General features: G+C 57.3%; 3 protein-coding genes and 1 pseudogene. All 4 read left to right on the forward strand.

Features of this window, described 5'->3' with window-relative positions; genetic code table 11:
• Positions 1-135: 135 nt before the first annotated feature.
• Positions 136-435: pseudogene (locus JJB74_RS32775) on the forward strand (SDR family oxidoreductase); the annotation flags it as partial.
• Positions 436-801: 366 nt separating this feature from the next.
• A complete protein-coding gene (locus tag JJB74_RS32780; RefSeq protein WP_200598739.1) occupies positions 802-1,788 on the forward strand; it encodes an aldo/keto reductase in 987 nt (328 codons plus the stop codon).
• 10 nt (positions 1,789-1,798) lie between these two features.
• Entirely contained in the window at positions 1,799-2,608 is an 810-nt protein-coding gene (locus tag JJB74_RS32785; RefSeq protein WP_200598740.1) for an SDR family NAD(P)-dependent oxidoreductase, read from the forward strand.
• Between the two features lie 443 nt (positions 2,609-3,051).
• Positions 3,052-3,812 (forward strand): IS5 family transposase gene (locus JJB74_RS32790; protein WP_234485057.1). Its coding sequence is split into 2 segments (ribosomal slippage): positions 3,052-3,382 and positions 3,382-3,812, totalling 762 coding nucleotides; the frame shifts between segments, so codons are not numbered across the junction.
• Positions 3,813-4,144: the final 332 nt, after the last annotated feature.

A 4,144-nucleotide genomic window follows, 5' to 3' on the forward strand; every position in this document is an offset into this window, starting at 1 on the left:
CCATAATTCATCCGGCAAGCGCCATCCGTCGTCCTGCTTGACCATGCCCATGATGTCCTCCATCAAAAACACTGGCTTGGACAAGCATTACTTCAATTCTTATCCCTACTGGAATAGGCTCTAAGTGTCGGTGGGCGCTACGGTGTGCAGAACTGGTCCGTGTACACCGCCACCAAGTATGCTGTGGTCGGGTTTCATGATGCGCTGCGCAAAGAACTAGGCCCCGAACGTATCCGCGTATCGGTCATTGAGCCGGGAGCCGTCTGGACTGAGTTCGGTCAAAATGTCAGCGAAGCGATGAAAGAACGCCGTGAAAAGCTCGATGCCCTCAGCGCGGAGGACGTGGCCCAAGCCCTCGTGTACGCGTTCGCTCAGCCGGCCAACGTGTTGGTGGAGGAAATCCTGTTGCGGCCAGTACTTCAGCTCGCACCTTAATTTTTTCAGCTTTGTTGCAAACTTGCAGTTCAGCCGGAGTCACGAACTTACCAGGTATGCGTAAGCGCTTGGGCAAGTGCGACTTGTCGGCCCTCAGTCCACTCGACGGCACGACACCCGAGATGCGTTTTACGCTAACCACCGGCCGGCCATGCAGCGGGCGGCGCAGGGGAAAAAATAACGCCAACCCTTGGCAAGGCGCCCGTTAGGACCCAACGATTTTTGTCCAAGCCAACGGGGCCATCTCTACCGTTTTCCATCACGGCCGGGAACTGGAGCGTCGCAAGTCTATCTTAGAATATCACGGGCGCATGGCCTTCGCCGTACGAAGCCACATTGAAGAAGCAACCAGATAAGAGGAAAAAAATGCAAAAACGCAAATTAGGGCAGCAGGGACTGGAAGCTTCCGCGCTTGGCCTGGGCTGCATGGGTATGTCTGAATTCTATGGACAGGGTGATGAAGTCGAATCGATTGCGACGATTCACCGTTCGCTCGAACTTGGGATCAACTTCATCGACACTGCCGACATGTACGGCCCATTCACCAACGAAATACTGGTGGGCAAGGCAATCCGCGAGCGGCGTGATGAGGTGATTCTTGCAACGAAGTTCGGCAATGTACGGGGACCAAACGGAGAATTCCTCGGGATTCGCGGCGATGCAGAATATGTTCGCCAGGCTTGCGATGCATCCCTGAGTCGTCTGGGCGTGGATCATATTGATCTCTATTATCAGCATCGGGTTGATCCTAAAGTGCCGATCGAGGAAACCATTAATGCGATGGCCGAATTGGTAAAGGCAGGAAAGGTACGCTATCTCGGCATGTCCGAAGCTGCGCCGGCGACGATACGCCGCGCGCACGCGGTACATCCTATTAGTGTGTTGCAGACCGAGTATTCGCTGTGGAGCCGTGATTCCGAGGAAGCCATCCTGCCGACGGTACGCGAGCTCGGTATCGGCTATGTCGCTTACAGTCCTCTCGGGCGTGGCTTTCTGACCGGTCAGATCAAGAGCATTGAGGACTTGCCGGCGGACGACTATCGGCATAATTCGCCACGTTTTTCAGGCGAGAACTTTCAGCGCAATCTCGACCTTGTCAGTGAGGTCGAACGCATGGCCCAGGAAAAGGGATGCAGCGCGGCGCAGCTTGCGCTTGCCTGGGTGCTGGCGCAGGGTAACGACCTCGTGCCGATTCCAGGAAGCAAGCGCAGGCGCAATCTTGAAGACAATGCCGGCGCATTGAATGTAGAGCTTACTGCCGAAGACCTACAGCGCATCGATCGCATTCTGCCACCGGGTGCTGCCGCAGGCGAGCGCTATGCCGCGCCTCAGATGCAGGCATTAAACGGCTGAGGCCCGACCTATGGATGCACAACAACTTGCTGGCCGCGTTGCCGTTGTTACCGGTGGCGGACGCGGCATGGGCCGCGTGATGGCACTAGCGTTAGCCAGCGCCGGGGCCAGCGTGATTGTAACGGCGGCTAGGCAAAGCCAAGAGATTGAGCAAGTCGCTTTCGAGGCACGCGCGGAGTCCGGGGAGGAGCGCGTATTGCCAATGTTGGCCGATGTCGGCCAGCCCGCAGATTGTGCTCGCGTGGCCGCGATGGCGCTGTCACGCTGGGGCCGTCTCGACATCCTGATAAATAATGCCGGGCGGGGCATGAAATATGTGAGCGAGCGCTTTCTCGCCGAACCGACCCGTTTCTGGGAAGTCGAGCCCGACATCTGGCGCATGATCATCGACGCCAATGTGAACGGTCCATTCTTGATGGCACGTGCTGCGGTGCCACACATGCTTGCTGGCGGGTGGGGCCGTATCGTCAACATGTCGATGAACCACGATACGATGCGCCGCCGCGGCTTTTCGCCCTACGGTCCGTCGAAGGCAGCGCTGGAATCCGAGACTGTGATCTGGGCCCAGGATCTGGAAGGCAGCGGTATCACCGTCAACGCGCTGCTGCCTGGAGGCGCGACTGACACCGGCATGATTCCGCCGGGGCTGCCGCAGGACGTGCGCGCCACCCTGTTGCCCTCGGATATCGTTGTACCGCCACTATTGTGGCTGGTTTCTCCTGAGGCGAACGGCATCAGCGGCCGCAGACTGATCGCAAACCGATGGAGTCGCGATAACCCGGCGCAGGCGCTGGAGGACGCTGGCTGGAGCCGGGGCTGACGGCGCAACCTATGTCCCCCCTAGCGCAGCCGGCATGGTCGGCGCAGCGCGTGCTGGGCCAGCCACAGGCCCGGCAATATCCGCAGGGCATAGCAGGTTTTTGTTGCGCTAGCAAATCATGGTCAAGATCTCCATGACAAGTAGCACCCCCTTGACTGGACGGATTTGCCGTCCGCTGCGTAAGCCTGGTCATAGAACGATACGCTCGCAGCCCTATTGAAATAGCTGTTGAGCTTACCCCTAACAAAGGGCAGATTGCCTTCCAAAACGCTTCGCCGATCCAGTTCCTATCAGACGTTTTACTTAAAACGTCAAGCTTGCTGCAACTACCTAGAAATCAAAGCGCATCCTGATTAGGGCGTGTCATCAATTGAACTCGCAAAGGATCATCCGGTCAGTAGCGCGTTGACGGTAATGATGGCAGCGCGTGACGCTGAGCAGTAATGACAAGACGGTATGGATTGCGAGACGACCAGTGGGAGCGCATCAAGGATTGGCTGCCCGGTCGGGAAGGACATGTCGGCCGCACGGCCAAGGATAATCGCCTGTTTGTGGAAGCAGTGCTGTATCGCTACCGGGCAGGCATCCCATGGCGGGATTTACCCGAGCGGTTCGGCGATTTCCGGGTGGTCCATACCCGGCATTCCCGCTGGAGCAAGAGCGGCGTCTGGCAACGCATCTTCGAGGCGCTGTCGGCTGATGCCGACAATGAATACGCCATGATCGACTCCACCATCGTGCGCGCGCATCAACATAGCGCCGGCGCGAAAAAGGGGGAGCCCAAGCCGAAGCGATCGGGCGCAGTCGCGGTGGGCTGAGCACGAAAATCCATGCCACCGTCGATGCGCTGGGCAATCCGACCAGGTTTCACCTGACACCCGGGCAGGCCCATGACTTGGAAGGGGCCGACGCTTTATTGCCCGACACACTTGCGGCCACGGTCATTGCCGACAAAGCGTACGACGCCCAGGAGCGGGTGATCGACCCCTTGTGCGGCGCTGGCAAAACCGTCGTGATTCCTTCCAAGCGCTGTCGCAAACAGCCACGCGACTACGACAAGCACCTCTATCGGTCGCGTCACCTGATTGAGCAATTCTTCAACAAGCTCAAGCAATATCGCAGCATTGCCACCCGCTACGACAAGACCGCCCGCAACTTCCTTGGCGCTATCCATCTCGCGGCCGCTGTTATCTGGCTTGATTGATGACACGCCCTAGTTACTTACCTCAGATGCCCTTGCGCCAACAACTGTATGCATGTACAGTCTTTGGTAATACCGGATGATGCAAGGTGAACGCAATGGGCATGAACAGGATTCAGTTTCAACGCGGCATGTCATATGAGGAATTTCATATGCTTAGGACTTACGAAAAAAGCGCAGAAGTGTAACGAAATGCAACGATGTAAACCTAAGAGCCTATTCCAGTAGGGATAAGAATTGAAGTAATGCTTGTCCAAGCCAGTGTTTTTGATGGAGGACATCATGGGCATGGTCAAGCAGGACGACGGATGGCGCTTGCCGGATGAATTATGGGA

It is taken from the genome of Noviherbaspirillum pedocola, from assembly GCF_016632335.1.
GTDB lineage: Bacteria > Pseudomonadota > Gammaproteobacteria > Burkholderiales > Burkholderiaceae_D > Noviherbaspirillum_A > Noviherbaspirillum_A pedocola.